We start from the raw sequence: 14255 nt of genomic DNA, 5'->3' as shown, positions 1-14255 counted from the left end.
ATGATGAGATTTAGCAGTATACTGTAAGTAGCTCATTTGGACTAACCTCCTGTATGTTTAGACACTTACAGTATAGTCTATTTGGGCTTTTTATTGTAGTTTGAAATGAACTAGTACCACAGGTAAGTATGGAAATCGAAAGTTTTTGGGCTAGAGGCTACTATGTGAGTACCGTTGGACTGAACGAAAAGACGGTAGCGAAATATATTCGCGAGCAGGAGAAAAATGACATCGCACTTGATAAGTTAAGTGTTAAAAAATATGAAGATCCATTTTCAGATAGTAGTTTTAGAACAAGATAAAAGCCCGTTGTTACGGGCATTAGTCAAGTAATTATAGCACTAACCTGAACGAAGTTCAGCGAACGTCTTTAGACGTCGCTGGAGAGAAACGGCTTATAGCCGGTGTACAAGCCACCCGTTTTCACGGGTGGTTATGATTTTATCCTAACAATTGCTGCAACCATTGGCTGCCATAGATCCAAAAGAAGCTATAGGCCACAACTGAGAAAGGGCGACAAAGTAAAGTAATCATAATAAATTTCCGATAGCTCATGCTTGTTAATCCAGTAATCATCACCACTATGTCAGCTGGAGAAATGGGAGAAAGCATGCAGAGAATAAAGAAAATTTCATAACTACGTTTATTATTAATTTTGCTTTCATATTTGTAAAATGTATCTTCAGACATGAAGAGGAGACAAAATTTCTTTCCATAGCGACGAGCCAACCAGAAAAGGATGATACTACCGATTGAAATTCCAAGATAATTGAGAAAGAATCCCCACCAAAAATGAAATACGAGGAAACCCACAACAGTCGTAACACCACCTGGAATAATCGGAAATACAACTTGAATAATCTGAATAGCTAAAAAGGAGAGGCTACCTAAAGCACCTTGGCTTTTGATTAAATCGCTTAAGACATTTTGGTCGTTCAAAATGCCAATCTTATAGAGCCAAAACAGAAAAATAGCAGTCCCGATAAGGGTCAAAATACTTAATACTTGAATGGTTTTTTGCCAAAATTTATACATACTTTCATTTTACCATATTTCAAAATTTTTTTAAATTGTAAGGAAAATGTAAAATAATTTTGCTATTTATAAAAAATTCTGCTATAATAATTCCTGTATCAAATCCTACGGGGTTGTTACGGATTCGACAGGCATTATGAGGCTTGTTCTGCAACTCATCGGCAGATGTAAAAATGCCAGTTAAATATAACTGCAAAAAATACAAACACTTACGCATTAGCAGCTTAATAACCTGCCTGCGTGACCAGTCGCGAATTGCTTGTGTTTGCTGATTGGTCTTAAAATAACAAGCTACGTTGGGATTGAGTCAGGCAGTTCCAAAAGAGATTTACTGACTCGCTTGGTCTAGGTTTGAGTTATGTATCGAGTTCAAGTTAAAGCAAGACATAACCTATGGTTGTAGACGAATAAGTTAGCAGGTGTTTGGACGTGGGTTCGACTCCCACCAGCTCCATATATGGAAGATTACTCAAGAGGCTCAAGAGGCCGTGTTGGAAACGCGGTAGGCGTGTAACAGCGTGCGTGGGTTCGAATCCCATGTCTTCCGTATGTTATTGAAGAACGACTGATTGTCGTTCTTTTTTTGTCTGTGAATGATGCAACTGAAAATAAATGAAAGTTCAGGTTTTATGGTAAAAAACTTGTTTTTCTTCAAAAATATGATATGATAGTTAACAACATACCAGATGGAGGTTGTGTTAACAGTGTTGAATGTAAATGAATTGGTCAAAACAGAGTTGCATTGTCATTTGGACGGCTCATTGTCTCTCGGAATAATTCGACAATTGGCACAGATGGCTAAAATCACTATTCCTGCAGAAGATGAAGCATTAAGAAAATTAGTTAGTGTTCACGGAAAAGTTGATAGTTTATTGGCTTATTTAAAGTTATTCGATTTTGTTCGTCCACTCTTACAAACCGCATCAGCTTTAGAATTGGCAGCCTATGATCTTGTACGACAAGCTGCAAGAGATAAGATCATTTACATTGAGGTTCGTTTTGCACCAGAACTGTCGACGGATCAAGACTTGACTATTTTACAAGCGGTCTCAGCAGTTTTAGTTGGACTAAACAGGGGGCAGGAAGATTTTGGAGTGGTTGCTAAACTTTTGGTTTGTGGTTTAAAGCAAACGAATACGAATCAAACGAAGGAACTCTTTTCGGCTATTGCTGATTTGGCACCAAAAGGACTTGTGGGATTTGATTTTGCAGGAAATGAAGCAGACTATCCTACGGAAGAACTTCGGGATATTATTCAATTTACTCAGTCTTTAGGTTATCCCATGACTTTCCATGCCGGAGAATGTGGATGTGTGACCAATGTGATTCAAGCTCTTGAACTTGGGATTAGAAGGATTGGTCATGGCACAGCACTTACTCGCAATCCTGAAGCTATCCAAGCTTTTGTCAATAGCGGAGCAACACTCGAAATGTGCCTAACATCGAATCTTCAAACTGGTGCAGCTGATTCGATTGAGTATTTTCCATATCATGAGCTAGTTGAGGCAGGAGCAAACATCACAATCAACACAGATAATCGTACCGTTTCTAATACTACACTTAATAGAGAATATCAATTATTTGTAGAATGTTTTGGGACTAGCAAGGCTGATTTTTATCGCTTCAATCAAAACGCCATTCAGGCAAGTTTTGCCAGCGAAGAAGAAAAGAAAGTTTTGTTGGAACTCCTAGACCAACAGTATTAAGAAAAAAGCTCTATACCGGTCGATTAGACCAGTAAAGAGCTTTTTATTGTAGATTTAATTTCTTTGTCATAATGAAGTGGGTTCCAAAGTAGTAAGCAAAAGCTAGGATAATATTGACTAATGCTAAGACTGGACTTGGATAGAGAGAAAATGGTGTAGAATAAGCTGCTCCTAGGTTACTTAGGACAAAGAAAGTGCTAAATACTCCAGTAACGATGAGAATGCCGATATAAGTCAAGATTGCAAAGAGGAAGCGATGATCCTTGAATAATTGACCGACAGATATAGAGAAGTAGATCAAAAGGATACCAGTGGTAATTTCAATTAAATAATAGACAAGCTGACTAAGTAAAACTGTCCAGTCGATAGCTTGAACAAAAGTTTGTATTTCTGGCGTAACGGCTTCCTCGCTTGCTGCTAGAATGACTGCAAGGATGATTCCAATTGAAAGTAAGCAAGTAATACCTGCCAAGACATACCAAACAATAGAGGCAAGTAGTTTGCTTAAGATGATCTGATGGCTAGATACCGGCAGGGTCATAGTGAGATAACCTTGTCGACCATAAACATTTTTTCTAAAACGGTTGATTACTAGAACAAATGTTGACAAGAAGAGTGCGGCAATCAAAATACCAAAAGTCATAAAGGATGTTCCCAATAAGACCATCTCTCCACCGCCAGGTTCAGTATTTCCAGCCTGCGTACGTAGGGCCAACGCTTGTAGCCAAAAACCAAGTACTGCTGATAGGGCTACAGCTGCAATATAAATTCCCAAATACCATTTACCTACGGATTGAAATTCGTATTTCAATAATTTTTTAAACATAGCAATCTCCTTCTAACTAAGCCTTAAAATCTTGGCGGAAGAGTTCGTCAATAGATTCTCCGCTTTCAATTCGCAAGTCATCTACATTCCCATGGCGAATAACGCTTCCGTAATGGAGGAAAATAACCTCGTCCAAAATTTGCTCAACATCTGAAATTAAGTGAGTAGAGATAATAACAGAAGCAGTCGGAGAGTAGTTGTTGACGATGGTTTTTAAAATGTAGTCTCGGGCGGCAGGGTCAACACCACCAATTGGCTCATCTAAAACATACAGTTGTGCTTGACGGCTCATCACCAGAATGAGCTGGACTTTTTCCTTATTCCCCTTGGAGAGATGTTTCATACGACTGTTTAAATCAATACCCAAATCTTGTAAAAGATGGAGAGCACGCTCCTTATCAAAATCAGCGTAAAAATCTTCAAAAAACGTAATTGCTTCGAGCACTTTCATATGTTCATCAAGATAAGTGGTATCTGGGAGATAAGATACAATTGCCTTGGTTTCTGGCGATGGTGTGCGACCATTGATCAATACTTGACCATATTCTGGCTGCAACAGACCGTTGATCAATTTAATCATGGTTGTTTTACCCGAACCATTTGGTCCCAAAAGTCCTATGATTTTTCCGGCAGCTAACTTCAAATTAACATTATTTAGGGCGACAGCTCCACCATAAGATTTTGAAACTTGCTGTAGCTCAACCAAAGTATATGCGTTACTCATAAGTAACTCCCTTCAAATAATCATCTAACTGGCTAGTGAGTTCATCGTGTCTAAAGCCCAATTCTAACATATTGTTCACGAAGTTCTCCAGTTCCTTTTGGGCTAAATGTAGGCGAGTTTGTGTAATCAATTCCTGATTATCCGTTACAAAACGGCCTGTTGTGCGTACTGAGTAAACAAATCCTTCTGTTTCTAAATCAGACAAAGCGCGCTGAACGGTATTTGGATTGACGCCAGCAATGTCGGCTAAGTCACGAACAGTTGGAAGTTTATCTCCAGATTTTAATTGATTGGTCACAATCTGCAATTTAATAGTATTGCTGATTTGAATATAGATGGGGATGTTATTATCAAATTTCCAAGCCATAATCGTTTCCTTTCTAGGATGACACCCGTGTGTATGTCTTATATTAATAATACAATAAATCATATAAATTAACAAGGGAAATGTTTTGAATTTTTTTAAAATATTTTTTGATGATTATTTGATATAATTTAAGAAGAAACAACAAAAGGAGAATACCATGCTAGCACAATTAGATACAAAGACAGTTTATACCTTTATGGATAGCATGGTGACGATAGAGAGTTATGTAGGCAGGGCTAAAGAGCTCGGTTATCACGCATTGGGGATAATGGATAAAAATAGTCTTTATGCAGCCTATAGTTTTATGGAATCCTGTAACAAAATGGGGCTTCAACCAATTATTGGTTGTGAACTGGACTGGAAATTACAGAGAGAGGAGCAGGATGTCACTACTCAATTGATTGCTCTGACAACCAGAGGTTATCGCAATCTATTGAAAATTTCGACTGCTAAGATGACAGGGCAAGATGATTTTGAAACCATTCGTCAGTATTTAGTCGACATAGCAGTGGTTGTTCCTTATTTTTCTGGCATTGAGCACCTCGATTTGGGTGTAAACTATTATATCGGAGTGACAGTTGACACACCGGTTCAAGATTTTAAGCAAGCAATACTCCCGATTCATACGGTTCGTTTTTTTGAAGAGGAACAATTGGAAAGTCTACAGGTTCTACATGCTATTCGAGATAATATTCCACTTAATCAAGTTGTAGATATAGATAGTCGACAAAAGCTTTTATCGGCTGATAGCTTAACCAATCTATTTTCTAATCGGTTTCCGCAAGCAGTTGATAATTTACGTGACTTGGTTGCAGGGATTTCTTATCAATTAAATACAGATTTAAAATTGCCGCGTTTTAATCGTGACAGACCTGCAGTGGAAGAATTATACGAACGCTCCTATCAAGGATTAGAAGAAAAGGGCTTGACTAATTCACTGTATAAGGAACGCTTGGCAAAGGAATTATCCATTATTCATCAAATGGGATTTGATGATTATTTCTTGATTGTATGGGACCTACTTCGTTTTGGACGTAGCCAAGGGTACTACATGGGAATGGGGCGCGGTTCAGCTGTTGGAAGCCTAGTTGCCTACGCCTTAAATATCACAGGTATTGATCCTGTTAAGCATAATCTTCTATTTGAACGCTTTCTCAATGCTGAACGTTATTCAATGCCCGATATTGATATTGATATTCCAGATATTCATCGAGCAGATTTTATTCGTTATGTACGAGATCGTTATGGTTCAACCCATGCTGCGCAAATTGTAACCTACTCGACATTTGGAGCTAAGCAGGCCATTCGTGATGTATTTAAGCGTTTCGGAACACCTGAATATGAGTTAAGTAATATTACCAAGAAAATTTCATTTAGGGATAGTCTTACTTCTGCCTATCAGCGAAATGCCGCTTTTCGTCAGATTATCAATAGTAAGATAGAGTACCAAAAAGCTTTTTCGATTGCTCAACAAATTGAAGGGCAACCCCGACAGACTTCTATCCATGCAGCAGGGATAGTGATGAGTGATGAGGACTTGACAGATACCATCCCTCTTAAAATAGGGGATGACATGCTGGTAACCCAATATGATGCACATGCTGTTGAGGCGAATGGTCTGTTGAAGATGGATTTCCTTGGCTTACGAAATCTGACCTTTGTGCAAAAAATGGCAGAAGGAGTACGTGAACGTTATCAGCAGGAAATTGATATTGCCAAGATAGATTTAGAAGACAAGAAAACCTTGGAACTTTTTTCTGCTGGTCGAACTAAGGGAATTTTTCAATTTGAACAGCCTGGTGCGATTAGCCTGCTTCGAAGGGTCAAACCTGGTCGATTTGAAGATATAGTTGCAACAACGAGTTTGAATAGACCGGGGGCTAGTGATTATTCGGATAACTTTGTAAAACGCAAGCATGGACAAGAGACAGTTGATTTGTTGGACCCAACCATTGCTCCTATTTTACAACCGACTTATGGTATCATGCTTTATCAGGAACAGGTCATGCAGATTGCACAGGTCTATGCAGGATTTACGCTTGGAAAGGCTGATTTACTCCGCAGGGCGATGTCTAAAAAGAATGTCCAGGAAATGCAGGCAATGGAAGCGGAATTTTTACAGGGAGCACTGAAAAACGGACATGCTGAAGAGAATGCAAGGGAAATATTTGGCATGATGGCTAAGTTCGCTGGTTATGGTTTTAACCGTAGCCATGCCTATGCTTATTCAGCCTTAGCCTTTCAAATGGCCTATTTCAAGAGTCACTATACGGATGTCTTTTTTGATGTCATGCTCAATCATTCTAGCAGTGCTTATATTGAAGATGCGATGCAGTTTGACTTTGAGGTAGCTCAACTCACGATTAACAATATTCCTTATCACGATAAGTTTGATAAAAGTAAGGTTTACCTAGGATTAAAAACACTAAAAGGTTTGCCTAAAGATTTAGCTCTATGGATATTGGATCATCGTCCCTATAAGTCTGTAGAAGATTTTATTTTGCGCTTGCCAGATAATTTCAAGAAAAAAGATTTACTGATCCCTCTTATTCAGATTGGTTTATTTGATGATTTTGACGCCAATCGTAAAAAGATTATTGAAAATCTAGACAATCTCTTTGTCTTTGCAGAGGCGATTGGTACATTTTTTGCAGAGGAGAGTTATAGTTGGACAGATGTAGAAGATTACAGTGACAGCGAAAAATTTATGCTAGAGCAAGAATTGCTAGGTGTTGGTATTAGTCCGCATCCTTTAGTCACTATTTGTCGAGAGTCTAAGCGTAGTTTTACAGATTTGGCTGATTTAGCGGTTGGCAATCGAGCGACCGTTCTTGTGCAGATTCAAGCTATTCGATTGATTCGTACCAAAAAGACTGGGGAGCAGATGGCATTTCTTCGAGTGACAGATACCAAGAGGACGCTTGACGTGACGCTTTTCCCAGAATCTTATCGCCAATACGCTTCTATTTTGGAAGAAGGGGCAATGGGCTACATCACAGGTAGAGTGCAAGAGCGCGATGGACAGTTGCAATTAGTTCTAGAAAAATTAGAGCCTGTCAGTTTGGAGAAATTTTGGATTCTTTTGGAAAATCGAGAACACGATTATGCCGTTGCTCGTATTTTGGATAAATATAGAGGAAGCATTCCAGTAGTACTTCATTATCAAGATAGTAATCAGACAATTCAGGCTGAGCATCACATGGTTATGAAAACGCCTCAATTAGAAGAAGAGTTAAGTGAATTTGTTATGAAAACGATTTTTCGATAAAAAAATAGCAAAAAGTCAAGCAAGTTTAGGTTAAGTATGTTATAATAGGGCAGTTAAAATGAAAAGTTAAAGGAGCATTAACGAATGAAACGTATTGCTGTTTTGACCAGTGGTGGTGACGCCCCTGGTATGAATGCTGCTATTCGTGCAGTTGTTCGTCAAGCAATTTCAGAAGGAATGGAAGTTTATGGAATCAACGAAGGTTACGCAGGTATGGTTGCGGGTGATATCCATGAATTGTCTGCACGTTCTGTAGGTGATATTATTTCACGTGGAGGAACATTCCTTGGTTCAGCTCGTTATCCAGAATTTGCCAAATTAGAAGGGCAACTTAAAGGGATTGAGCAATTGAAAAAACATGGTATTGAAGGTGTAGTTGTTATCGGTGGTGACGGTTCTTACCACGGAGCAATGCGCTTGACGGAGCATGGTTTCCCAGCTATTGGTGTACCTGGTACCATTGACAACGACATCGTGGGGACAGATTTTACAATCGGTTTTGACACAGCTGTAACAACTGCTATGGATGCGATTGATAAGATTCGCGATACTTCATCAAGTCACCGTCGTACTTTCGTCATTGAAGTAATGGGACGTCATGCAGGTGATATCGCTCTTTGGGCTGGTATTGCTTCTGGTGCAGATGTTATTGTTGTTCCAGAAGAAGACTTCAATATCAACGATGTTGTTGACCGTATTAAAGCGGGTTACGATAAAGGTAAGAAACATAGCATCATTGTCTTGGCCGAAGGTGTTATGCCAGCGGCACAGTTTGCTGAAGAATTGAAAGCAGCAGGCGATACAAGTGATCTTCGTGTGACAGAACTTGGTCATATCCAACGTGGTGGTTCTCCAACAGCGCGTGATCGTGTACTTGCTTCTCGTATGGGAGCTCATGCCGTTAAATTGCTTAAAGAAGGCCGTGGTGGTCTTGCGGTAGGTATCCGTAACGAGCAAATGGTTGAAAATCCAATTCTTGGAACTGCAGAAGAAGGTGCCTTGTTTAGCTTGACTACTGATGGCAAGATTGTAGTTAATAATCCGCATAAAGCAGATTTGGAATTGGCTGATTTGAACCGTAATTTGTCAATCTAGGCATCGTTGTTTTAAAGTGTTAATTAAGGGTCATATGACCATTGAAATAAAAGGAGTTTTGTTAAGATGAACAAACGTGTTAAAATTGTTGCAACCCTTGGTCCAGCGGTAGAAATCCGTGGTGGTAAAAAATTCGGTGACGATGGTTACTGGGGTGAAAAATTGGATGTTGAGTCATCAGCACAGAAAATTGCTGCTTTGATTACAGAAGGTGCCAATGTTTTCCGTTTCAACTTCTCACACGGTGACCACCAAGAGCAAGGTGATCGTATGGCAACAGTTCGTCGTGCAGAAGAAATCGCTGGTAAAAAAGTAGGTTTCTTGTTGGATACAAAAGGTCCAGAAATCCGTACAGAATTGTTTGAAGATGATGCAAAAGAATACGCATATACAACTGGTGACAAATTGCGTGTTGCTACAAAACAAGGTATCAAATCTACAAAAGAAGTGATTGCCCTGAACGTAGCAGGTGGTTTGGATGTCTTTGATGATGTTGAAGTTGGTAAGCAAATCCTTGTTGATGATGGCAAACTTGGTTTGACAGTTGTTGAAAAAGATGCAGTAAACCGTGAATTTGTTGTTTTGGTTGAAAACGACGGTGTAATTGCTAAACAAAAAGGTGTAAACATCCCTTACACAAAAATTCCTTTCCCAGCTCTTGCAGAGCGTGATAATGCAGATATCCGCTTCGGTCTTGAGCAAGGTTTGAACTTTATTGCTATCTCATTTGTACGTACTGCAAAAGACGTAGAAGTTGTTCGTAACATCTGTAAAGAAACTGGTAACGATCACGTTCAATTGTTTGCGAAAATCGAAAACCAACAAGGTATCGACAACATCGACGAAATCATCGAAGCAGCAGATGGTATCATGATTGCTCGTGGTGACATGGGTATCGAAGTACCATTTGAAATGGTTCCAGTTTACCAAAAAATGATTATCACTAAAGTGAATGCAGCTGGTAAAGCAGTTATCACAGCAACAAACATGTTGGAAACAATGACTGAAAAACCACGTGCAACTCGTTCAGAAGTATCAGACGTATTCAACGCAGTTATCGATGGTACTGACGCAACAATGCTTTCAGGTGAGTCTGCAAACGGTAAATATCCAGTAGAATCAGTTCGTACAATGGCAACTATCGCTAAAAACGCACAGACTCTTCTTAATGAATATGGTCGTTTGAACTCTGATCAGTTTAATCGTGCCTCTAAAACAGAAGTTATTGCTTCTGCAGTAAAAGACGCATGTCACTCAATGGACATCAAACTAGTTGTAACAGTTACAGAAACAGGTTACTCAGCTCGTTCAATCTCTAAATACCGTCCAGATGCGGACATCTTGGCAGTAACATTTACTGAGAAAGTACAAAAATCATTGATGCTTAACTGGGGTGTTATTCCAATTGTAACAAACCGTCCAGATTCAACTGACGATATGTTTGATTTGGCTGAACGCATTGCCAAAGAGCAAGGTCTTGTTGAAGCAGGAGATGATATTATTATCGTTGCTGGTGTGCCTGTAGGTGTTGCAGGTTCAACAAACACTATGCGTGTTCGTACAGTAAAATAATAAAAAGGTCCGCTTGGACCTTTTTGTAGTAATTAGAGAATAAGTTAAATACGTGCTGTTATAGATTTTTTGTCGCTAAATGATTTTGGGATGTTGATATAAAAAATAAATAAGAGTAAGAATAACTTGTTCAAAGAATATAAATATAAATGGAGGAAAGATGAGAATTCAAGAACGATTTTCTTTAAGAAAGTCAGCAGTTGGATTGGTTTCTGTATCTTTACTATGTACTGCAATCTATGCACCGACTGTTGTTGCTGACACAGTTACCACAAGAGAAAATCTAACGATTGAGGAATTACAAGAAAAAGAAGAGGCGTCTACTGAATCAGAAAAATTAGGCTCTTTAGATGATTCTAGCTCTGAAATTGTAGAGAAAGTAGTAGATAACATCCCATCATCTATTGGTGCTGAACGAGATGGTGCGGTAGAGATGAAATCGGACAATGGGGACGAGAATGCAGTTTCTAGAGACGACTCAGAAGTTACGACAAATGAGCAAAATCAGATAGAGGTTACTGAGACAAAAGAAATTTTGAATCACACCAGTTACCAAACGGAGAGTGGCGAGCAACGAAAAATTGTATGGGCCTATGGAATTACTCCTCCTGTAATGGAACAAAGCGGTGGTTTTGTAAAGGAAAAGTATGGAGACTATTTAAACTATACAGCGCCATTTGAGGCTGGAAAAGGCTACTATGATACCAATAAGAGTCTGAATGCTTCATTTATTGACCTTAATCTTTGTTTTGCAGCTGTGTCTTCAAACATGGTACATTGGTGGTTGGAACAGAATAGTTCCTATGTTGAGCGATATCTCAAAGAAAAAAAGGGTACAGTAAATGTTGAAGAAAACTACGCAATAACGGACTTACGGCGCTATATTAATTCATTCCAAAATCAACAAAATAGTCGAGTTTTTGATATGTTCAAAACTTACTATGGTTATCGTACAAATGGTTTTGTATCAGATGCCTTGGTTGACTTGTTTATTAACGGATATAAACCTAAGGCACAGGGCGGTGTCAATCTGGAAGATAGCCAGTTAGTACCCGATAGTAGGGGTGGCTTTTTCTACGACGTTTTCAAAGAGAAAAAACTGACAAATCGAATTTTTAGTGGTAGTTATGAGCGGTTTGGTGAGGATGTTCGAACTGTTTTGGAAAGCAAAGGATTACTCGGCTTAACTTATAGAACATTAGGTTATGCAACGCATATTGTGACGGTATGGGGTGCTGAGTACGACAATCAAGGTAAGATTAAGGCTGTCTATATCACAGATTCTGATGACCAACAAGAACAAATTGGTTTGAAGCGTATGGGAATCACTCGTGATGCTTCTGGAAATCCACGTTTGAATAATCATATGAAAAATAATTCAGCTGGAGCGCTTTTGGATTATGTCCATACAATCCGTCTGGGTCAAGACTTATGGGAAGAATATTTCAATCCACTTGCAAAAGCCAAAGAAACAGCTAGTCAGACATTAGCCGATACAAAGAAGGCGTTGGATTTGTCTATTCAAGGACAATCTGAATTGCCAGAATCAATGCGACTGATTTATCTTGAAAAACTAAATAATCTCTATAATCAAGGAATTCTATCTATTCAAAAGGCAGAAAGTTCTGAGATGCTAAGTGGTGCATTGGAAAATGGTTTAAATAGTTTAAAGAGTTTAGATTTTCCTATTTCAGAAGTTGGAAATGCTTTGGCACCAGATTTACCAGTAGGTGATCGCTCAACGGTTTCAGATGTTGATTCTCTATCATCTCAAGAAACAAGTTCCACAAATTTGGAAGCAGACACAGAGAATGCAGGTCTTATTGCAGATGGTGCCGATCAATTGCATTTTCCAGTGGAGGTCCAAACGACATCTTCTGTAGAGGCTGAGGGAGATAATGTTTTTGAACAAGAGGCAGATACATTGCCAATAATTATTGAAAACAAGGATGAATTTGGTTCAGAACTATCAAGAAACATGCAAACGTCAGAAACGGATTCGCTAGTAGTAGCTGTTGAAGAAGATGTGAAAAATGATGAGGTAGCCCAAGTTGAAGAGCTTCTTGAATCAGAAAAAGTTGAAAATCAGAGTTCGGAACTTCTGTCAGACACCCTAATCGTAGATGGTGCAAATGACAAAGAAGAAGATAGAGTGGAGGCGGTTGTTTCTGAACAACCAGACTCAATACCACATCAAAATGTAGAAATCTCTCCTGTAGAACTAACGAATGTCGAAACTGAATCTGTGGTCACTCCTGTTAATGATGCAGCTACTCCTCATGGTTCCCCGATGTATATAGATAATTCCGTAACTGAATCTGTAGCTACTCCACTTGAAAAAGACTCCATTCAAGCCGGAGAGACAGAAATTGCAGAACCAACCTCGACCGAATCAACTAGTGTTGAAGCTGAACTTATCGACAATTCTGAAATCCATTCAGCTACCTCTTCAGTTACTCCCCGTGGTTCCTCGGCATATGCAGATAGTTCCACAACTGAATCTGTAGCCACTCCGCTTGAGAAAGATTCCATTCAGACCAGAGAGATAGAAAATGCGGAACAAACTTTGAGCGAACCAACGAATGCCGAAGCTGAATCTGTAGCTACTCTGCTTGAAAAAGACTCCATTCAGGCTGGAGAGACAGAAATTGCAGAACCAACCTCGAGCAAATCAACTAATGTCGAAGCTGCATCTGTCGACAATTCTGAAATTCATGCAGCTATCTCTCTAACTGCTGTTTCATCAGTTAATCTGGATAATCCAGTGATTGAACCAGTAGCTATCCCCCTTATCGGTTCTAAGAGAGACACGAATGCAGAAGTGGAAGTTTCTTCGTTATCGAAAAGAGAGGTTAGAAAACCAAATACTGAAGGGCCAAGCTCTGTTCAATCAAAAATTCTTAAGAAAGAATTGCTAGAATCAAGCTTAGCAGAAGCAGGGGCTCCATTGCTAGAAGCCACTATCGCTCAGTCTTCAAACTCAAATAGTACTGAGATAGGTATGAGCTATCAGAATACTGTGTTATTAGTGACTAATAATACAGAGCGTCAAGCGTCTAAATCAGAAATTGTTATGGAACACAAGGAGACAGAGTTAGTTGAAACGGTTTCATCTGCTTCTGAGCCTGTAGTGCTCGTAGAAAATAGCTCACAAACCTCAAATAATACTATTGAATCTGGTAAGAATATGGGAGTTCAATCTCAAGCAGGTGCAAAACAAATTTTAGGCGTAGAACAATCTTCGAAAGTAAGTATACCTACTTCAAGACAGATTATGGGAGTCGGTCTATTGACTCTTGTTCTTGGTAGTGCTTTAGGTTTGCTAAAGAAAAGACGTAAGTAAAAGAAATATTTTCAACGAATTAGGTTTTTAAGTGAATCAGTTCCTATAGTTGCTATAACATGCTATAGATAATTCTTTAATAGTTTGAGACTAGAATGGTAGTATTCTAGATAGAAATAAGCAACGAGGTTCCCCCCGTTGCTTATTGTATTATGGCTTCGAGCCAGTTTTTCTCGTAGAGAAAAACAAGAAAACCACCAGCTATGCTGGTGGCTGACAAGGCTTTGAGCTTCCATTTCTTTTTCCTGATATAATCTAATTGTTCAGGTTAGATAAAGGAGGAAAAAGAAATGGCTAAAACCAGTTACAGTTTATCACA

9 protein-coding genes, 1 tRNA gene, 1 other RNA gene and 1 pseudogene are annotated in these 14255 nt (G+C 39.0%); 8 read left to right on the top strand and 4 right to left on the bottom strand.

The features are described 5' to 3' along the window. Nucleotides 1-124 precede the first annotated feature (124 nt). Nucleotides 125-302: pseudogene (locus ODU37_RS09950) on the top strand (transposase); the annotation flags it as partial. Between the two features lie 139 nt (nucleotides 303-441). On the opposite strand, the gene ODU37_RS09945 reads toward ODU37_RS09950, so the two are convergent. Further along, on the bottom strand, nucleotides 442-1035 hold the full coding sequence (locus ODU37_RS09945) for a TVP38/TMEM64 family protein (protein WP_024411732.1): 594 nt from the start codon (nucleotides 1033-1035) through the stop codon (nucleotides 442-444). A 109-nt stretch (nucleotides 1036-1144) separates the two neighbouring features. On the opposite strand from ODU37_RS09945, the gene ssrA reads away from it, so the two are divergent. From ssrA to add, 3 genes are all read left to right on the top strand, one after another. Beyond that, nucleotides 1145-1492, top strand: a transfer-messenger RNA (tmRNA) gene (gene ssrA / locus ODU37_RS09940). A gap of 2 nt (nucleotides 1493-1494) precedes the next feature. Further along, nucleotides 1495-1582: transfer RNA gene (locus ODU37_RS09935), tRNA-Ser, on the top strand. A 157-nt stretch (nucleotides 1583-1739) separates the two neighbouring features. Next, a complete protein-coding gene (gene add, locus ODU37_RS09930) occupies nucleotides 1740-2741 on the top strand; it encodes an adenosine deaminase (protein ID WP_161950659.1) in 1002 nt (333 codons plus the stop codon). Between the two features lie 43 nt (nucleotides 2742-2784). Here add and ODU37_RS09925 read toward each other — a convergent pair whose 3' ends face one another. From ODU37_RS09925 to ODU37_RS09915, 3 genes are read right to left on the bottom strand one after another with little or no spacing between them, the layout of a single operon-like run. Further along, complete coding sequence (locus ODU37_RS09925) at nucleotides 2785-3567, bottom strand: ABC transporter permease (RefSeq protein ID WP_105121383.1); 783 nt, start codon at nucleotides 3565-3567, stop codon at nucleotides 2785-2787. Between the two features lie 16 nt (nucleotides 3568-3583). Further along, nucleotides 3584-4291 carry an ABC transporter ATP-binding protein gene (locus ODU37_RS09920; RefSeq protein ID WP_023370791.1) on the bottom strand — a complete coding sequence of 236 codons (708 nt, stop codon included), beginning with the start codon at nucleotides 4289-4291 and terminating at the stop codon, nucleotides 3584-3586. Beyond that, entirely contained in the window at nucleotides 4284-4658 is a 375-nt protein-coding gene (locus ODU37_RS09915; RefSeq protein WP_002935537.1) for a GntR family transcriptional regulator, read from the bottom strand. The genes ODU37_RS09920 and ODU37_RS09915 overlap by 8 nt, the downstream gene beginning before the upstream one ends. 157 nt (nucleotides 4659-4815) lie before the next feature. Here ODU37_RS09915 and ODU37_RS09910 point away from each other — a divergent pair, with 157 nt between their 5' ends. The 4 genes from ODU37_RS09910 to ide-Ssuis all read left to right on the top strand — a co-directional run bounded on the left by ODU37_RS09910 (nucleotide 4816) and on the right by ide-Ssuis (nucleotide 13936). Beyond that, entirely contained in the window at nucleotides 4816-7926 is a 3111-nt protein-coding gene (locus ODU37_RS09910) for a DNA polymerase III subunit alpha (protein WP_249562557.1), read from the top strand. An 84-nt stretch (nucleotides 7927-8010) separates the two neighbouring features. Then, nucleotides 8011-9021: a 6-phosphofructokinase gene (gene pfkA, locus ODU37_RS09905; protein WP_024381452.1), complete on the top strand. Its 1011-nt coding sequence runs from the start codon at nucleotides 8011-8013 to the stop codon at nucleotides 9019-9021. A gap of 66 nt (nucleotides 9022-9087) precedes the next feature. Beyond that, nucleotides 9088-10593, top strand: a complete 1506-nt coding sequence (gene pyk / locus ODU37_RS09900; RefSeq protein ID WP_002935530.1) for a pyruvate kinase — start codon at nucleotides 9088-9090, stop codon at nucleotides 10591-10593. A 160-nt stretch (nucleotides 10594-10753) separates the two neighbouring features. Continuing rightward, nucleotides 10754-13936 (top strand): host-specific IgM cysteine endopeptidase Ide-Ssuis, encoded by a 3183-nt coding sequence (gene ide-Ssuis / locus ODU37_RS09895; RefSeq protein WP_249562556.1) that lies wholly within the window; start codon nucleotides 10754-10756, stop codon nucleotides 13934-13936. Nucleotides 13937-14255: the final 319 nt, after the last annotated feature.

Source organism: Streptococcus sp. 2021WUSS109, from assembly GCF_044427305.1.
Classification (GTDB): domain Bacteria; phylum Bacillota; class Bacilli; order Lactobacillales; family Streptococcaceae; genus Streptococcus; species Streptococcus suis.
The sequence above is the reverse complement of the archived record's forward strand: the minus strand, read 5'-3'. Positions and strand labels throughout refer to the sequence as shown.

What these genes read in the sequence shown, in the direction of transcription:
- pyk (WP_002935530.1), top strand. Translation starts at nt 9,088, where the DNA reads ATGAACAAACGTGTTAAAATTGTTGCAACCCTTGGTCCAGCGGTAGAA.
- ODU37_RS09925 (WP_105121383.1), bottom strand. Translation starts at nt 3,567, where the DNA reads ATGTTTAAAAAATTATTGAAATACGAATTTCAATCCGTAGGTAAATGG.
- pfkA (WP_024381452.1), top strand. Translation starts at nt 8,011, where the DNA reads ATGAAACGTATTGCTGTTTTGACCAGTGGTGGTGACGCCCCTGGTATG.
- ODU37_RS09920 (WP_023370791.1), bottom strand. Translation starts at nt 4,291, where the DNA reads ATGAGTAACGCATATACTTTGGTTGAGCTACAGCAAGTTTCAAAATCT.
- ODU37_RS09915 (WP_002935537.1), bottom strand. Translation starts at nt 4,658, where the DNA reads ATGGCTTGGAAATTTGATAATAACATCCCCATCTATATTCAAATCAGC.
- ODU37_RS09945 (WP_024411732.1), bottom strand. Translation starts at nt 1,035, where the DNA reads ATGTATAAATTTTGGCAAAAAACCATTCAAGTATTAAGTATTTTGACC.
- ODU37_RS09910 (WP_249562557.1), top strand. Translation starts at nt 4,816, where the DNA reads ATGCTAGCACAATTAGATACAAAGACAGTTTATACCTTTATGGATAGC.
- ide-Ssuis (WP_249562556.1), top strand. Translation starts at nt 10,754, where the DNA reads ATGAGAATTCAAGAACGATTTTCTTTAAGAAAGTCAGCAGTTGGATTG.